The 16,366-nt window shown below is 66.3% G+C and carries 16 protein-coding genes; 8 read left to right on the forward strand and 8 right to left on the reverse strand.

The genetic code is table 11. The features are described 5' to 3' along the window. Positions 1-3: 3 nt before the first annotated feature. Positions 4-1,527: an efflux transporter outer membrane subunit gene (locus A7W11_RS20115; protein ID WP_066417911.1), complete on the forward strand. Its 1,524-nt coding sequence runs from the start codon at positions 4-6 to the stop codon at positions 1,525-1,527. Positions 1,528-1,644: 117 nt separating this feature from the next. Then, a complete protein-coding gene (locus A7W11_RS20120) occupies positions 1,645-2,283 on the forward strand; it encodes a 2'-5' RNA ligase family protein (protein ID WP_066417914.1) in 639 nt (212 codons plus the stop codon). Between the two features lie 2 nt (positions 2,284-2,285). Here A7W11_RS20120 and A7W11_RS20125 read toward each other — a convergent pair whose 3' ends face one another. After that, the gene (locus tag A7W11_RS20125) at positions 2,286-3,266 is read right to left on the reverse strand and encodes a GlxA family transcriptional regulator (RefSeq protein WP_066417917.1); all 981 of its coding nucleotides are present in this window, start codon (positions 3,264-3,266) and stop codon (positions 2,286-2,288) included. Positions 3,267-3,519: 253 nt separating this feature from the next. Here A7W11_RS20125 and A7W11_RS28845 point away from each other — a divergent pair, with 253 nt between their 5' ends. Together A7W11_RS28845 and A7W11_RS20135 are read left to right on the forward strand one after the other, a co-directional pair. Continuing rightward, positions 3,520-3,858 carry a DUF3817 domain-containing protein gene (locus tag A7W11_RS28845; RefSeq protein WP_066417928.1) on the forward strand — a complete coding sequence of 113 codons (339 nt, stop codon included), beginning with the start codon at positions 3,520-3,522 and terminating at the stop codon, positions 3,856-3,858. Then, positions 3,855-4,277, forward strand: a complete 423-nt coding sequence (locus A7W11_RS20135; RefSeq protein ID WP_082887384.1) for a CopD family protein — start codon at positions 3,855-3,857, stop codon at positions 4,275-4,277. Before A7W11_RS28845 ends, A7W11_RS20135 begins: the two co-directional genes overlap by 4 nt. Positions 4,278-4,816: 539 nt before the next feature. Here A7W11_RS20135 and A7W11_RS20140 read toward each other — a convergent pair. The 6 genes from A7W11_RS20140 to A7W11_RS20160 all read right to left on the reverse strand — a co-directional run bounded on the left by A7W11_RS20140 (position 4,817) and on the right by A7W11_RS20160 (position 11,577). Beyond that, on the reverse strand, positions 4,817-5,461 hold the full coding sequence (locus A7W11_RS20140) for a hypothetical protein (protein WP_156523171.1): 645 nt from the start codon (positions 5,459-5,461) through the stop codon (positions 4,817-4,819). A gap of 344 nt (positions 5,462-5,805) precedes the next feature. Next, positions 5,806-6,138, reverse strand: a complete 333-nt coding sequence (locus tag A7W11_RS28100) for a hypothetical protein (protein ID WP_156523172.1) — start codon at positions 6,136-6,138, stop codon at positions 5,806-5,808. A gap of 219 nt (positions 6,139-6,357) precedes the next feature. Beyond that, positions 6,358-7,566 carry a PepSY-associated TM helix domain-containing protein gene (locus A7W11_RS20145; protein WP_066417932.1) on the reverse strand — a complete coding sequence of 403 codons (1,209 nt, stop codon included), beginning with the start codon at positions 7,564-7,566 and terminating at the stop codon, positions 6,358-6,360. A 9-nt stretch (positions 7,567-7,575) separates the two neighbouring features. Next, entirely contained in the window at positions 7,576-9,966 is a 2,391-nt protein-coding gene (locus A7W11_RS20150; RefSeq protein WP_235816926.1) for a TonB-dependent siderophore receptor, read from the reverse strand. Positions 9,967-10,053: 87 nt separating this feature from the next. Then, a complete protein-coding gene (locus tag A7W11_RS20155) occupies positions 10,054-11,061 on the reverse strand; it encodes a FecR domain-containing protein (RefSeq protein ID WP_066419302.1) in 1,008 nt (335 codons plus the stop codon). A 9-nt stretch (positions 11,062-11,070) separates the two neighbouring features. Beyond that, on the reverse strand, positions 11,071-11,577 hold the full coding sequence (locus A7W11_RS20160; RefSeq protein WP_082887385.1) for a sigma-70 family RNA polymerase sigma factor: 507 nt from the start codon (positions 11,575-11,577) through the stop codon (positions 11,071-11,073). Between the two features lie 191 nt (positions 11,578-11,768). Here A7W11_RS20160 and A7W11_RS20165 point away from each other — a divergent pair, with 191 nt between their 5' ends. Continuing rightward, positions 11,769-12,329, forward strand: coding sequence for a 5'-3'-deoxyribonucleotidase (locus tag A7W11_RS20165; protein ID WP_066417959.1), 561 nt, complete (start codon positions 11,769-11,771; stop codon positions 12,327-12,329). An 18-nt stretch (positions 12,330-12,347) separates the two neighbouring features. Here the strand turns inward: A7W11_RS20165 and A7W11_RS20170 are convergent, their stop codons facing one another. After that, the gene (locus tag A7W11_RS20170; RefSeq protein WP_082887386.1) at positions 12,348-13,172 is read right to left on the reverse strand and encodes a TauD/TfdA dioxygenase family protein; all 825 of its coding nucleotides are present in this window, start codon (positions 13,170-13,172) and stop codon (positions 12,348-12,350) included. 144 nt (positions 13,173-13,316) lie between these two features. On the opposite strand from A7W11_RS20170, the gene A7W11_RS20175 reads away from it, so the two are divergent. The 3 genes from A7W11_RS20175 (at position 13,317) to A7W11_RS20185 (ending at position 16,358) form a co-directional block, all read left to right on the forward strand. Next, positions 13,317-13,991: a GntR family transcriptional regulator gene (locus A7W11_RS20175; RefSeq protein ID WP_066419304.1), complete on the forward strand. Its 675-nt coding sequence runs from the start codon at positions 13,317-13,319 to the stop codon at positions 13,989-13,991. A gap of 157 nt (positions 13,992-14,148) precedes the next feature. Then, positions 14,149-15,024, forward strand: coding sequence for a phytanoyl-CoA dioxygenase family protein (locus tag A7W11_RS20180; protein ID WP_066417972.1), 876 nt, complete (start codon positions 14,149-14,151; stop codon positions 15,022-15,024). Then, positions 15,021-16,358: an NAD(P)H-dependent oxidoreductase gene (locus A7W11_RS20185; protein WP_066417981.1), complete on the forward strand. Its 1,338-nt coding sequence runs from the start codon at positions 15,021-15,023 to the stop codon at positions 16,356-16,358. Before A7W11_RS20180 ends, A7W11_RS20185 begins: the two co-directional genes overlap by 4 nt. The last annotated feature ends 8 nt before the right edge of the window (positions 16,359-16,366 follow it).

The raw sequence follows: 16,366 nt of genomic DNA on the forward strand, positions 1-16,366 counted from the left end.
GCCATGACGCATACCATCACACGCGGCTCCGCCCTGCTTGCCCTCTTGCTGACGCTGGCGGGTTGCGCGGTGGGCCCCGAATACCACCGGCCCGAGGTCTCGACCCCGGCCGCCTTCAAGGAAGCCGCGCCGGCCGACACCACGCTGGCCGGCCATGAGGCCGGCAACTGGCAGGCCGCCAAGCCGTCCGAGGATGCCCTGCGCGGCGACTGGTGGAAGGTCTTCAACGACCCGACGCTCGACGCCCTGCAGGCACAGGCCCTGCAGGCCAACCAGACGCTGCAGGCCGCCGCCGCGCGGCTGTCGCAGGCCCGCGCCCTGCTGCGCGATGCCCGTTCGGATCAGTACCCGAACCTGGATGCCGGCATCGGCCCCTCGCGCCAGCGCGTCTCGCCGGCCTCGCAAGGCCTGCGCGACGACGGTCCGGCGAGCACCAACACGCTGTGGCGCGCCCAGGCGTCGGTGTCGTACGAGGTCGATCTGTTCGGCCGTGTCTCCTCGGGCGTGGAAGCCGCCAACGCCGACGCCCAGCAAAGCGCCGCGCTGTACCGCTCGGTGCTGCTGGCCTTGCAGGCCGACGTGGCCACGGGCTACTTCCAGGTGCGCCAGTTGGACGCCGAACTACAGATCTACCGCCAGACGGTCGACCTGCGCGGCGCCTCGCTCAAGCTGATCCAGCAACGCTACGACGCCGGCGACATCGGAGAACTGGACCTGGCCCGCTCGCGCGCCGAACTGGAATCGGCCCGTGCCGACGCCGCGGGCGTGCAACGCCAGCGCAGCGCCGCCGAGCATGCCCTGGCGGTGCTGCTGGGCAAGGCGCCGGCCGAGTTCGACATGCCGTCGCAGCCGCTGTCGCGCGTAGCCATCGACGTGCCGGCGGGCCTGCCGTCCACGCTGCTGGAACGCCGTCCCGACATCGCCGCGGCCGAGCGCGCCATGGCCGCCGCCAACGCCCGCGTCGGCGTGGCGAAGGCCGCGTTCTTCCCGCGCCTGGACATCACGGCGGCGGGCGGCTTCGAGTCCTCTGAACTGGGCAACCTGTTCCAGTGGTCCAGCCGCACGTTCCTGCTGGGCCCGCTGGTGGGCACGGCGCTGTCGATCCCGATCTTCGACGGCGGCCGCCGCCAGGCCGGCGTGGACCGCGCCCGCGCGGTGTACGAGGAAGACGTGGCCAATTACCGCCAGACGGTGCTGACCGCCTTCCGCGAAGTCGAGGACAACCTGTCCAACCTGCGCCTGCTGCGCGGCCAGACCGAGGCGCAGGAAGCCGCGCTGCAGGCGTCGACCCGCGCCGCCAAGCTGTCGCAGACGCAGTACCGCGAAGGCTCGATCAGCTATCTGGACGTGATCGAAGCCGACCGCTCCGTGCTGTTGCAGCAGCGTGCGTCGGTGCAGTTGAACGGTGAGCGCGCGCGTTCCACCGTGAACCTGATCCGCGCACTGGGTGGCGGTTGGGACACGCCGTTGCCGGAATTTGCGCCGCGCGCCGAACAGGCGCCGTCGCAACAGGTGGCAGTGCAGTAAAGCGCTTTGGAATAGCCGCCGCGCAATGCGGCGGCATCGGGAAGGCCGGCATGGGCGACAACCGTGCCGGCCTTTTCATTTGTGGCGCTTCCTTGCGGGGCGGTTAAGCTGAGCGGCATGACCGACCTTCCCTCTTCCGCGGCCTCGCGCGACTCATTGCGCGTCTTCTTCGCCCTGTGGCCGGAAGGCGCCGCCCTGGACGCCCTGTTGCCATGGCAGGCGCGCGCCCACGCGCATTGCGGCGGGCGGCCGATGCGGCCCGACACCTTGCATGTGACGCTGGCCTTTCTGGGCCAGGCCACGCACGAGCAGGTCGCGGCGCTGGTCGCGCATACACGCGAAGACCGTATCGAGGCCGGGGAAATCCTGCTGTCGCGCTACGGCACGTTTCCGAAACAGGGAATCGTGCATGCGTGTCCCGGCCTGGATAGGTCCGACATGGATGCCCACGATGCAGGGACGTCCGGTGTGGATGCGCCCGGCATGAGTATGCCCGGCAAGGACGAATCCGAGACACGCGCCCTGCATGCGCTGCATGACCGCTTGTGGAGGGCGCTGGAGACCCTGGGCTGGCAACGCGAGCCCAGGCCCTTCCGACCGCATGTCACGTTGCTGCGCAAGGCCGATTGCAGCACCTTGCCCGAAGCGCCTGCCGATCCCGTACGGTGGGCCTATCGCCATTACGTACTGGTGTCGTCCGAGCCGGAGAGGGGCGCCGCGCATTACCGGATACTGGCGCGCAGCGCCGAGGCGTAGCGTCACACAGCCAACGCGGCAGCCTGCGCAGTCGTTGCCTCTTGCGCCGGCCCGCCGAACCGGCGCCGATAGGCGCTGGGCGTCAGCCCAACGAGATTCTGGAAGCGCGTCCGGAAGGTGACCGGGGAATCGAAGCCCGATGCGTATGCGATCTGGTCGATGGTCGCCGCACTGGTTTCCAACAGCTCCTGCGCACGGCGCACGCGGGACTTCAACAGCCACTGGATCGGCGTCGTTCCCGTCTGCTCTCGAAACCGCCGTGCGAAGGTGCGCGGCGTCATGCAGGCGCGCGCGGCCAAGGCGGCCACGTCGATCGGCTGGTCCAGGTTGGCCAGCATCCAGTCGAACAGCGGCGCCAGGCTTGCCGCGGACGCGGGCGTGGATTGCGGGATGAACTGCGCCTGTCCGCCGTCGCGGTGCAGCGGCGCCACGGCCAGACGCGCCGAATGCGAGGCCACCGATTGGCCATGATGGCGGCGCACCAGATGCAGGCACATGTCCAGTCCCGCTGAAGCCCCGGCCGAGGTGACGATGTCGCCCTGGTCGACGAACAGCACGCCAGGGTCCACGTCGATGGCGGGGTAGCGCCTGGCCAGTTCGCCCGCCGCCAGCCAATGCGTCGTCGCGCGACGCCCATCCAGCAGGCCCGCGGCGGCCAGGACAAAAGCGCCCGTGCAGATCGAGGCGATCAGCGCACCGCGCTGCCGTGCCGCACGCAGCGCCTTCACCACGGATGGCGGAATGGAACGGAAAGGGTCCTCGATGCCGGGCACGATCACCACGTCCGCCTGCACGACCTGATCGAGCCGCCAGGGCGCGTGGAGATCGAAAGGCCCGGCATGCACCTTGGCGGTCTGCGCGCAGACCATCACACGATAGGCGCACTGGGCATCCCGCAACTGGACACGCGAGAACACATCGCAGGCGATGCCGACGTCGTAGGGAACGAAGTCAGGCAGGACGAGAACGGCGACGGTACGCATGCGGGACCTCACGACAAGGAAGATCAGGGCGGAATTCTATCAACCTCCTATTGGCAGTAAATGATCGAACTTAGTCATTTCTGCCACTCACAGTCTGCCCCCGCGCACGGCTATAACTGTCGGCACGAGCCAGAAACTGCATATGCCCGTATCCCTGCCCTCCATCCGCCTGCCGCACGTCGTTTATGGCAAACGCCGCATCTGTAAAGCCACATCCCGGACCTGCCCCGCCATCACTCGAAGGAAGTCTCTCTTGATCACGTCATCTCGCGAATCCGAACTGGCGCAGTTGCGCCGGCTTGAACTGGTCTCGGTGCTGGAGGGCACCACCCTGCTGTTGCTGGTGTTCATGGCCGTGCCGCTGAAGCACCTGGGCGGCTGGCCGTATGGCGTGCAGGCACTCGGCCCCGTGCATGGACTGGCCTTCGTGGCCTACCTGTGGACGCTGGTGCAGACGGTATCCGGATCCTCGTGGCGACGGTCGGACGTGCTGCGCATGCTGGCGCTGGCCATCGTGCCGTTCGGCGGATTCGTGAACGCCAGCTTCCTGGCGCGCCGGATCACGCAACTGCGCAGGGAGTGCACGACATGAGCCTTGCCCTGCTCTATCCCTGGATGAAAGCCTTGCATGTGGCCGCGGCGCTGATCTTTGCCGGCGGTGTGCTGACGGTGGCGGTGTTCTTGCGCGTCCTGCGCGGCAATGCCGAGGCGGAGCGTACGTTCGCCCCGGCGTTGCGGCGCTGGGATCACGCCGTCACCACGCCCGCCATGCTGCTGGCCTGGGCGTTGGGTATCGGGATGGCCTGTTCGGGGTATTGGTCGGGCAGCATCTGGCTGCCCGTCAAGGCGGTGCTGGTGATTGCGCTGTCCGGCTTGCACGGCGTGCAATCCGGACGCCTGCGGCGCGCCAGCGTGGGCGAAGAATTCATTGCCACCTGGCACATGACGGCGCCCGTGGCCGTGGCGATGCTGATCGTGATCGGATTCCTGGCCACCGCCAAGCCGTTCTGACTGTGGCTCTGGACACCGGCACAGCCGCCTGGTGAAGACGTCCCGATCCCGGCTTGCGGATCACGCACCCGCTTTCACGCATTCATAGCTGGCGCTGATATGGTAGAGCTGATACTTGCCTGCCGCCCCCGCGTTGCCCGCGTCCGTGCGCGATTCAATGCCGCGCAAGCGGGCGGCTCCCTCGCATAGCTGATCTGCGCGCCCTTGGCACGGCCCGAGGTCCGTAGCGCTGGATGTCGTGCATTGAACCTTGACCAACGACGTGGGTGATGGGCCATCCCGGGCTGGCGAAACCGCGCATCCGACGAGAAACAGCGCGGTGATCGCGACGGCTACACCCATAAGCGGAATTCTTGCCTGCATTGACGCTCCTGGTGGCTTTTGTACCCTGCCGGTTGACAAGCGACCTGCTGCCGCCAGGGTAAGGAACGCGAAACGAATCGCGTGATGCTGACAGACGGCCCGAACGATGCCGGCTCAAGCGCGACAAAGTTCGGGCCGCGTCACTGGCTTCGGTCAAATACTGGAGCGCTCGGGTGTCATTGCACCGTTACCGAAACGGAACTGGCAGTCGGTCCGTCGGTGAAATTCGCCCTCGGACTCTGGAAGGAGTAGTTCATGGCGGTCCCGAACGTACCAGAGCCATAGGCACGGCAATTGAAATTCACGCTCGCCGTACCCACCGAGCCGACGGGAAACGTGGTCGGGCCCGACCACTGGATGCTGCAGTCCAACACGCTGTTGTTGTAGTTGTAGCCGCGGCAGTTGAAATCGGACGTACCGCTGGCTGTGGGTTGGCCACCGGCACTGCGCACGGTCAGTTGCGCGGCGCATGAGGTGGTGAAAACAGGATTGGACGAAGACACTGTGTAACTACCGCTGGGCGGCAGCAGCGAGCCGCAAACCGTCGAAAACGGCGTGCAGGCAGCCATCGGTGCGATCTCAGTCTTGGCGGCCGTGACGTCGGCGCTGGCCGACTCTCCCGGTATTTGGCACACCACCACGGCAGTAACGTCCTTGCCGACGTGCAACAGAGCACCTTCCGAAGTGATATCGATGCCGCCCTTGGATGCGCAGAACATCTGGCGCAGTTGCACTTCATCTTCGACAGCAGCGTTCGCGTTACTGCTCAACAAGGTGGACATTGCCGCAACAATGGTCAGGATTGCATGAGAGCGTTTCATTTTTCCTCTGGCGATTAAAGAACTCGTGAAAAGGAACAAGACAACGCCATGCCTATTCTTCAGTCCCTTATGGATCCGCACCGCGTTGACCACGGCCACCATAAGTTTCTGACTTTTCTCGAAAATTACGGAACTTACGTAACTTTCAAAACCAGACGCCTGATTTTCCCGGACCAAAAACCGGTTAACCCATCACAGAAAGGACTGGCCATCCTGAGGTATGCAGGCGAAATCTCCAGATGAAAATGGTGCAAAAACTAATAAGCCGAAGCGGCTGCTTTTTGATGACGCACGCAGCGCCCAAGCAATGCGCTTCAAGATAACTAAAAATGAAACTTATTCTATCAACGTTTTCTGCGCGTGCCAGAAATAATTCCAGCATGGATACTGGTCTGGAGCCCATTCTGGTTCGGCGACAAGCGCACGGCTCGCTCGGATGCCAGGGCCGGATTGGGGAAATCAGGATGATTCCGTGCGCTGTGCATCGGAGTGGGCGCCAATTGCTTGGAAAAGCAGTTGTACGCCATGCTCCGCACGCCGTTGGCTTGAACGTCGACACACGATTGGGACGACTCATTGCCTGCCACCGGATTAGCGGCCGTCTTTTGCGCCATTACGGGTTGGAACAAGCCGGCCGAGAAAACCAAAAACAGGGCACGAAGGATCGAAGTGGACATAACTGATCTACTCCCAGAAAAGGGGTTTCAACGTTCATTGGCATGAAAGACTGTACGTCGACTTGCTCCCAAGACGATGACAAGTCAATGACGTTTTTTGTCCCATGCTCATTATCCATGCATCGAAGCCCGGACTTGCGAACCAAAACCCCTACGCCCCAACCGCATACACCCACTCAATATTCAGGCCGGAAGTGAAAACCTGTCGAGACTCGATTCCTAAATCGCCGCATTGCGGCGCAGCGGCCTGCGTCGCCACCACAACCACGCGCCACTGATCCCCAATATTCCCAGCAGCCATCCTGCGAGAGCAGTCACGATCTGCAGCGGCACACCGCCCAGTTCACCGGTATGCAGCGGGTAGATGAAGGCGTTCAGGCGTCCGGCCGTGTCCAGTTCGTTCCAGCGCTGCGCGGACAGAATCGTGCCATCCCGCGGATCCATCCAGATCGTCGATACGCCATTGGGATGCGGTTCGTCCGCCAAGCGCATGCGGATACGTACGGGACGGTTCGGCTGGGCCGCCAGCATCACATAGCCCACCAACCCGTCGGGATAGACAGCCTGAGCGCGCTCGACCAAGGTATCCAGGGGCAAAGAGGGCGCGGGATCGCCGCGCAGCGTGGGCATGGCGACCGGCGTGGAACCCACCAGCGCATTGATCCATCCGCCGATCGGGCGCCACGCCATGAAAGCTCCGGTCGCCACCGAGACGGCCAGTACCAGGCCCAGCACGGCGCCGCCCGTGCGATGCACGTCGAACAGCCCGCGCAGCAAACCCTTGCGCAGTTCGATGCGCAGCTTGGGCGGCCAGTGCTTCGGCCACCATAGCACCAGGCCGGTGATCAGCAGCAGCAGATACGCCAACGCGGCCCAAGCCAATATGGCCTTGCCCGTGGTTTCCATCAGCAGCGCGCTGTGCAGGCGGAACAGCGTGTTGACGAAGCCTTCGTCCTCGCCACGGCGGCCTTGCTCGATACCGGTGGAGGGGTCGAGATAGAGGGTGCCTCGCCATGTGCCGCGCACCAGCACCTGCAGGGTTTCGTGGGGCTCGCGGGGCGGGCGGAAGGTCATTGCGGTAGCCGTGCCGAACTCCGCCTGGATGGCCTGCCGCACCGTGTCCAGGGACACGATGCGTCCTCCGGCGCCGACACTCGGGGCGTTGGCGTGCGCCACCATGCCGGACGTCAGACCGCCTTGAACGACACGACTGCCTGCCGGGTCTTCCTGCGTCGGGTTACCCCGCGCCGGGATGCCCTGCGCCAGGATGCCCTGCGCCACAAAATACTCCGGGTGAATCCACTCATCCAATGGCCGCGTCACCACCAGCAGCGCCCCCGTCAGGCCGGCCACGATCAGCAGCCAGCCCAGCGTCAACGCCGTCCAGCGGTGGCAGGTCAGCCACAGGGCGCGCAGGCGTGCTTGCATCGTGCCCGATCAGAACGCCAGGCGCGTCTGCAGGTAGAACATGCGCGGCGCGCCGACCATGCGGCCGGGATTGCTGTCGACGTTGCGCGTGTAGTAACGGCGGTCGAACAGGTTGTTCACGCCGAACACGATGCTGCTGCCGCGCGTGTTCGGAATCTGCCAGCCGGTCTGGAAGTTCCAGACGGAGAAGCCCGGGACGCGGCCCTCGCTGGCGTCCGCGGATTCCTGTTCGGTATTGGCGGCGTCGGTGTAGTTGCCGCTTTGCATCGTGGTGGAAAGGTCGAAGGTCCAGGCGCGCACGGCGTACCGCGCCCCCAGCGTGCCGGTCTGGCGCGAGTTGAACGGCACCTCCTTGCCCTGGTCCTCGCCGGACTTCTGGATGGCGCGCGTGTACGTGTAGTTGGCGTAGACATTTAAGCCGGCCAGCGGTCCGTCGCGGTCGAAATCGTAGTCCCAGGCGAACTCCACCCCATTGTGCTGCGTGGCGCCCAGGTTGCGGAACACGGCGGGATTGGTGCCGGGAATGGACAGGATCTGGTTGTCGAAGCGCAGATTGAACACCGTGAACTCGGCGCGCATCTGCTTGCCGGACCAGCGCGTACCCGCCTCCACCGTCTTGGCGATCTCGGGACGCAACGGGTTCGTGGCCGACATCGAATTGAGCTGCGTGTACTGCACCGCGCCGAACGAGGTGTTGTAGTTGGTGTACAGCGTCAGGTTGGGATTGACCAGGTAGGCAATGTTCAGCGACGGCAGCGCCTTGCGGTTGCGTTGCTCGAACGGTTCGTCCGAAGTGCCCTGCTGATGCCGGTCGCTGTCGATGCGCTCGTAGCGCACGCCCGGCGTCACGCGCCAATCGCCATAGGCGATACGGTCATCGATGTAGACCGAATGCGCGCGCGTGCCGTTGACGAACACCGTGGCGGCGCTGGTGCGGCCATTGGACAGCAAGGTGTTGTAGCGCTTGTCCTCGCCGGTTTCACGGATGAACCGGTAGCCCACGGTGACGTCGTGCGTGGTCGGGCCCACTTCGAAGCGCTGCGTATAGCGTGGCTCGATGCCCGTCACCTGGTTGCTGCGCGGCTGGAAGTCGTTGCGGCCCGCCGCCACGTTGATCAGCGAACTCTCGCGCGAACTGTTGTAGTGGTAGGCCCGCACCTCGAACTCCTGCGTGTCCGAGATCGTGTTCAGGTAGCCAACGTCCAGGCCCTTGCGCTCGCCCTTCCAGTAATCGGTGGGACGCGTGTTCTGGAACGGATCGTCGCGGTATTCCGCCTGCGTCAGGCCACCCGGCGTCATCGACTTCACGTCGTAGTACGAGAACTTGCCGTACACCTCCGACGTCGGCGTCACTTCATAGCGCCACTTCAGCGCCAGGTCGTTGTAGGTGTCGTCGCTGCCGTCGCGCCACTGCTTGCCATCCATGCCCGAATACAGCACCGCCAGGCCGAAACCGTTGTCCAGCTGGCTGCCGATGAAGGTGCTGTACTGCGCGTTGCCGCCGCCTTCCCCGAACAGGTTGTAGCGCAGCGTCGCGTCGCCCGTCAGGCCCGGTTCGGTGGGAATGGCGCGCGTCTTGAAGTTGATGATGCCGCCCACGTTCTGCGGACCGTAGCGCACCGCGCCGCCGCCGCGCACCACGTCGATGGATTCGATGTTGGCCAGGCTGACCGGCGCCATCACCAGATTCGGCTGGCCATACGGCGCCATGGCCAGCGGAATGCCGTCGATCAGCATTGTCGAGCGCGACGAATTGCGGCCCGACAGGCCGCGCACGCCCACGTGCAGGCCGACCGAGCTGCCCGCGGCGCTGGTGCTGCCGTTGATCTGCACGCCGGGCACGCGCCGCAGCACGTCGGACACGTTGGTGGCGCCGCTTTGCTCGATCTCGTTGAACTGCACCAGCGTGCGTGCGCCGCCGAAGCTGCGCACGCTGTTCTGCAGGCCAGTGCCCAGCCAGCTGCCGCTGACCTGGATGGCCTCCAGCGTGGCGGGGCCGCTGCCTGCCCCAGCCGGCACGGCCGGCGCCGTGGCAGGCACATTGCCTTGCAGGACATAGCCGTTGTCGGTGTGTGGCACCGCGCGCAGTCCGCTGCCTTGCAGCAACTGCGCCAGGCCCTCTTCCACGGTGAAGCTGCCGCGCAGCCCCGGGCTGGCGCGGCCATCGGTCTGCTCCGGACGGAACGACAGCGTGATGCCGGCCTGGCCGGCAAAGGCGGACAAAGCGTCGGACAAGGGGCCCGCGGCAATGGCATAGCTGCGGGCCTGGGCCTGCTGCGCAGCCGATGCTTGCTGCGCCACGGCGCCGGATGCGTATCCGGCGGCTGACAGCGCCAATGCGGCGGCCACGGCCAGGCGCGTCGCCCTCGGCCCGGTGATCTGCTTGGATTGCAATGCCACTTTCCCTTTCCTTTGCATGCGCGGTTGCTTCGTTCGGATGCCATGCCGAACGAGCGGCATCGAAAGGGACAGGGGAAATTGTAAAAATCAGCCGGCGGCCGGCGCCACGGTGATCCAGTAGGGCGTGCGGCGCACCACCCGCACCGGCAGCGTCTGCTGCACGATGTCCAGCACCCGGTCGGTATCGGCCAGCTGGAATACGCCCGACAGGCGCAGGCCCGCCACCGCCGGATCGCACCGCACGATGCCCGGGCGATAGCGCGACAGTTCCTGCAGGAAGTCCGCCAGGCGGGTGCGATCGGCATACAGCACGCCGCGCGTCCAGCCAGGCGCCGCGCTGGGTTCGACGCCCACGGCCGGGGCAGGCGCCACGGCGCGCGGCGCCTCGATGAACGCCGACGTGAAACAGGCGCGTCGGCCGGCCTCCAGCACCACCGGCGCCGCCCCGCCCTGCGGCGAGATCTCCACGCGATGCTCCAGCACCTCGATACACGTCGCGTCCTGCTCGCCGCCCACTTGCCGGACGACGAAACGCGTGCCGAGGGCACGCAGGCGGCCATGCCGGGTCTGTACCAGGAAGGGACGCGCGCGCCCAGCGGCATCGGGCGCGGTCTGCACGTAGATCTCGCCCTGCTGCAGCCGGATCAGTCTTTCCTCGTTGGAATAGCGCACGTCCAGCGCCGTGCCGGTGTTCAGGGCCAGCTTGCTGCCGTCGTCCAGCAGCAGGTCGCGGCTTTCGCCCGTAGCGGTACGGTAGTCGGACGTCAGGTGTCCCCAGGACGCCAGGCGCCATCCCAGCGCGCCAGCGGACACCGTGCCGCCCAGCAGCGCCAGCGTCTTCAACGCCGCCCGGCGGTTGACGCGCGCCTGGCGCGCCAGCACGGGCACGCCCACCGACGCGGGCACGGCGCCGAATTGCAGGCTCAGGCGCTCGGCCTTCTGCCACGCCTGCTCATGGGCGGCATCGGCCTGCCGCCAGCGCCGGCAGGCATCGTGATCCGCCTGCGCCGCCTGCCCCGAATGCAACAGGGCCAGCCAGCGGGCCGCCTGGCGGATCACGCCAGGGTCTATGGCCGGCGCGTTCTGACGGTGCATCGTGCGCATTCAGTCCATCACCACCAGGCAGTGCTCGAAGGCCTGCGCCATGTAGCGCTTGATGGTGCGCTCGCTCAAGCCCAGGCGTTCGGCGATCTGCGCGTAGCTCAAACCCTCCAGTTGCGACAGCACGAAGACCTCGCGTGCCTTGGGCGCCAGGCCGGCCAGCATGCGGTCGAGTTCCTGCAGCGCCTGACACATGGCCAGTTGTTCTTCGGGGGACGGCGCGGCCTGCCCGGGCAGCGCGGCCAGGGCGTCCAGCCAGGCGCTTTCCAGCGAACGGCGGCGCCACAGGTCGTTGACCAGGCCCCGCGCGATGGTGACCAGATACGCGCGCGGCTCGCGCAGGCTGGGCAGTTCCTCGGGCTTCTGCAGGACGCGCACGAACGTGTCCTGCGCCAGGTCGGCCGCGTCGTCGTTGCACGCCAGCCGGCGGCGCAGCCATTGGTGCAGCCAACCATGATTGCCTTCGTACAAGGCCTGCACTGATGTGGCGGGAGCGGAAAAGGAAGACACGGCGTCCTCGGGGCGGTCAGGACTGGGCCAGTGGCCCGGTGACGGCCAGGCACGAGCCGAAACGGCGAATGATAGCAATAAGCATTCTTAAACGCTGCGCTTTTTAAAGGGCCGGATCAGCAATGGACCTTCACGCCCGTGCCCGCCGTGGCGGCGTGGCACAATCGCCACGACTTCCCAGGGTTTCGATCATGCTGATATTGCTGGACCAGGACGGCGTGCTGGCCGACTTCGAACATGCGTTCCTCGCGGCGTGGCGCCAGCGCTATCCCGGCATCGCGCCCGTGGATTTCGAGAACCGCAGGTCCTTCCACCTGCTGGAAGACTATCCGCCCGAGCTGCGCGCGCAGGCCGAGGCCATCTACACGGCCCCCGGCTTCATCGGCAACCTGCCGCCCGTGCCCGGCGCCGTCGAGGCGTTCCGCGAGCTGCAGGCGCTGGGCATGGACGTGCGCATCTGCTCGTCCCCGCTGCGGCAATACGAAAACTGCGTGGCCGAGAAATACCAGTGGATCGAACGCCACCTGGGCCGCCCCGCCACCGAGCGCCTGATCCTGACGCGCGACAAGACGCTGGTGCAAGGCGACCTGCTGATCGACGACAAGCCGCGCATCGAAGGCGCCGCGCGGCCACGCTGGCGCCACATCATCTATGACGCGCCCTACAACCGCCACGAAACCGGCCGCCCCCGCCTGACATGGAGCAACTGGCGCAACGTGCTGGCGGGCGAGCTGTACGCATCGGACGGCTGATCGCTCGCACGGCGGCCGCTATACCGGCCGGTCGCCCCGCAAGGTGATCCGGTGCATCACCCGCCGGAAGCCGTGATAGTCGTTCACCGGATTGTGCATGGCGCACCGGTTGTCCCAGAACGCGATGGCGTTCGGCGTCCACGCGAAGCGACAGGTGAACTCCGGCTTGACCTGATGCTGGAACAGGAACTGCAACAGCGGCGCGCTTTCCTCGTCGGCCAGTCCCTTGATGCCCGCCGTGTGCGCGGTGTTCAGGTAGAGCGCCTTCCTGCCCGTCTCGGGATGCGTGCGCACCAGCGGATGCTCGGCCCGGTACTGCTGCGGCGCGCCTTCCTTGCCGTCGCTCTTGATGCGGTCTTCTCGCGTGCGCGACACATCGGCCTTGGCCGACGTGCTGATACCGACCAGGCCGTCCAGCAAGCGCTTCATGGTGTCGGACAGCGTGTCGTACGCCAGGTACTGGTTGGCGAACAGCGTGTCGCCGCCATACGGCGGAATCTCGCGCGACAGCAGCATCGACCCCATCGGCGGCTCTTGCAGATAGGTGGTGTCCGAGTGCCAGACGCCACCGAAGTTGCTGCGCTCGTGCTCCAGCTTCTTCACTTCGATGATCTGTGGATGGCCCTCCAGGCCCTTCACGAAGGGATATTCGATGGGCTCGCCCATCACCGACGCGAAATCCAGGAACTGCGCGGGCGTCAGGTCCTGGCCGCGCAGGAAGATGACCTGATGGTCCAGCAGGGCCTGCCGGACCTTGGCGGCCTGTTCGCCGCGCAGCGGCCGGGTCAGGTCCACACCCGAGATCTCGGCGCCCAGGGCACCCGCGATTCGCTTGATGTCCAACGTTGTCTCCCTGATTCTGTGTCGCGCCTCGTCGTGCGCTGAATCCCCATTCTAGTGCCGTCGTGCCGGATCATGATGCGCCGCAGCGTGACGCGGCAATTTTCGTTCTGTATTCTGAATACAGAAAACAGCCGGAAGACCGCCATGCTGAAGCCCCTGCCCGCACCGGGCGATCTGGTGCAGACCGTCTATCTCGAACTGCGGGAAGCCGTCATCGGCGGTTCGCTGGCGCCTGGGTCGCGCCTGGGCCAGGAGGATCTGGCGGCGCGTTTCGGCATCTCGCGGCAACCCGTGCTGCAGGCCCTGGCGCAACTGGAGCGCGACGGCCTGGCCGTGCGTGCGGATGGACGCGGCACGCTGCAAGTGGCGCCGCTCGATCCGCAGCTGGTGCAGGAGTTCTACCAACTGCGCGCCGAGATCGATGCGCTGGCCGCGCGGCTGGCCGCCGAACGCATCCACGCGGGCGTGGTCAGCCCGCTGCCGGATTCGCTGGTCGAGCGGGGCCTGGCGGCGTTGCGGCGCGCACGCATGCCGGCGCTGATCGCGGCCGATACCCAACTGCACCGCGCCATCTACGAAGCCTCGGGCAACCGCTTGCTGGCCGCGCTGATGGAGCCGCAATGGGGCCATCTGGAACGCGTGATGTCGGCCGTGCTGAAGCCCGCGGCGGTACGCGCCGGGCTATGGGACGAACATGCGGCCATTGTGGCGGCCATCAATGCCGGCGACGCCGATCTCGCGGCGACGCTGGCCCGCCATCATGCCATCCGTGCCGCGGAAGGCCTGCTGCCCAGACTGGCGCAGCGCGCGGCGGCGTGATGGACACGCAACACTGACTTCCACGCGGCATCCGGCCGTGCAGCGCCGCAACATCGCAGCTTTGCAGTTCCCCGCAGCAGACAGCATCCCATCTGCCGGCCCCTGTGCCGGCGCTTTCAGAAGCCGGCCGCAGCCGGCCTGTCATACGGAGACGACGATGCAACTGAGCCAAGCGCAACTCGAACAGTTCGACCGGGATGGATTCCTGTTCTTTCCCGCCCTGTTTTCCCCCGAGGAAATCGCCAAGCTGACCGACGAGGTGCCCCGCCTGTACGCCCAGGACCGCCCCGAGAACGTGCGCGAGAAACACAGCGGCGCGGTGCGCACCAACTTCGCCGCGCATCTGTACAGCGGGCCTTTCGCGCGGCTGGCGCGCCATCCACGCATGGTGCGGCCGGTCGAGCAGCTGTTCGGCGAACCGGTTTACATGCACCAGTTCAAGATCAACGGCAAGAACGCCTTCGACGGCGACGTGTGGCAGTGGCACCAGGACTACGGCACCTGGCTGAACGACGACCTGATGCCCACGCCGCGCGCCATGAACGTGGCGATTTTCCTGGACGAGGTCAACGAGGTGAACGGCCCGCTGATGTTCATTCCCGGCAGCCACCGCATGGGCGTGCTGGAAGCCGGCCACGACCTGACCACCACCAGCTATCCGCTGTGGACCATCAACAACGACAACATCCGCACGCTGGTCGACAAGGCCGGCGGGCGCAACGGCGGCATCGTCGCGCCCAAGGGGCCGGCGGGGTCGATGCTGCTGTTCCACTCGTGTCTGGTGCACGCGTCCACGTCGAACCTCAGCCCGTGGAATCGCGTCAGCGTCTATCTGAGCCTGTGCGCGGTCTCGAACCACATCCGCCGCCACAAGCGCGTGGAATGGATCGCGCACCGCGATTTCGCGCCCATCGAATGCCTGCCGGACGACTGCCTGCGAAAGGACTATCCTGTGGAATTGCCGTGGCAGCATGGCACGCCGCCTGCTGCCTCGCGCACGTCGCTGGAACCCCTCGAGGAGGCCGTCCAATGAATCTGCACCGCATGCTCAAGCAGCGCGAAGCCGACGACAAGCCGCTGCGCGTGGCGCTGATCGGCGCCGGCAAGTTCGGCTCGATGTTTCTCAGCCAGGCGCAGCGCACGCCCGGCATCCGGCTGGTGGCCGTGGCCGACCTGGCCCCCGACCGCGCGCGCGCCGCGCTGACCAAGGTGGGCTGGCCCGCCGCCGCGCTGAACGCGGGCAGCGTCCACGAGGCCGTGAAATCGCGCAAGGTGTATTTCAGCGACGATGCGCTGTCCGTCATTGCCGATCCGAACGTCGAGATCGTCATCGACGCCACCGGCCAGCCGGCCGCCGGCATCCGCCACGTGCTGGCCTGCTGCGAGCATGGCAAGCACATCATCATGGTCAACGTGGAAGCCGATGCCCTGGCCGGGCCATTGCTGGCCAAGCGTGCGCGCGAGGCGGGCATCGTGTACTCGCTGGCATACGGCGACCAGCCCGCGCTGATCTGCGAGATGGTCGACTGGGCGCGCACCAGTGGCTTCGAGGTCGTGGCCGCCGGCAAGGGCACCAAGTACCTGCCCGAGTTCCATACGTCCACGCCCGACACCGTGTGGCCGTACTACGGCTTCACCGACGAAATGGTGGCCGCGGGCGACTTCAATGCGCAGATGTTCAACAGCTTCCTGGACGGCACCAAGAGCGCCATCGAGATGGCCGCGGTGTCCAACGCCACGGGCCTGGCGCCCTCGCCCACCGGCCTGCATTTTCCGCCCTGCGGCGTGGACGACCTGGCGCGCGTGCTGCGGCCGCGCGAGGATGGCGGCATCCTGCATCACCGTGGGCAGGTCGAGGTGATCTCGTCGCTGGAACGCGATGGTCGTCCGGTGTTCCGCGATTTGCGCTGGGGCGTGTACGTCACGCTGGCCGGGGACAGCGACTACGTGCGGCGCTGCTTCAACGAGTACGGCCTGGTCACCGACCCCAGCGGCAACTACACGGCCATGTACAAGCCCTATCACCTGATCGGACTGGAACTGGGCATCAGCGTGGCCAGCGTCGGGTTGCGGCGCGAACCCACCGGTTCGCCGGCCGGCTGGCACGGCGATGTCGTGGCCACCGCCAAGCGCAACCTGCAAGCCGGACAGATGCTGGACGGCGAAGGCGGCTATACGGTGTACGGGCAGTTGGTGCCGGCGCGCGTGTCGGTGGCGGATGGCTATCTGCCGCTGGGGCTGGCGCACAAGGTGCAGTTGAAGCGCGCCGTGAAGGAAGGCCAGGCCGTGCGCTGGGAGGACGTCGAGTTCGACGACAACGCGATGGCGGTGCGGTTCAGGCGGGAGATGGAACAGACGTTCGGGTGAACGGCCAA

Source organism: Bordetella ansorpii, from assembly GCF_900078315.1.
GTDB classification, from domain to species: domain Bacteria; phylum Pseudomonadota; class Gammaproteobacteria; order Burkholderiales; family Burkholderiaceae_B; genus Bordetella; species Bordetella ansorpii.